Source organism: Prevotella sp. OH937_COT-195 (assembly GCF_003932845.1).
Taxonomy (GTDB): Bacteria; Bacteroidota; Bacteroidia; order Bacteroidales; family Bacteroidaceae; genus Prevotella.
In genome coordinates, this window is the sequence record NZ_RQZH01000189.1 from 1 (window position 1) to 338 (window position 338).

A 338-nucleotide genomic window follows, 5' to 3' on the forward strand; every position below is an offset into this window, starting at 1 on the left:
GTCCCGCTTGCTCCGACAAGGTATCTCTATCACTATCTTAGCATCTTCTATACGTACCATCACACACCCTCCTTTCCCCAGTGCTTCCTGGCATTCTGGTTACCAATCTTGCCGCCTTGCTTGCCAACAACCTGAACGGTCGGCAGCGGGTTGCCCAGCGGCAAAGCCGCCTCGTGTCCCAGCAGACGCTCCGCCATCACGCCCGGAGCGTAATACAGCAGGTTACCCTCACGGTTCTGACGAGCCCTCTGGTACAAAGCCATCAAAATACGACTGCTACGGTTCAGACCATTCAAAACCCGGTTCACAGCGATACGGCTCACACCAAGCTCCAAAGC

1 protein-coding gene is annotated in these 338 nt (G+C 55.6%); it reads right to left on the reverse strand.

The annotated features are described in order from the left end of the window. Positions 1-59 precede the first annotated feature (59 nt). Positions 60-338, reverse strand: a 279-nt coding sequence (locus tag EII32_RS12330) for a hypothetical protein (protein WP_158611199.1), incomplete at its 5' end; no start/stop codon positions are given.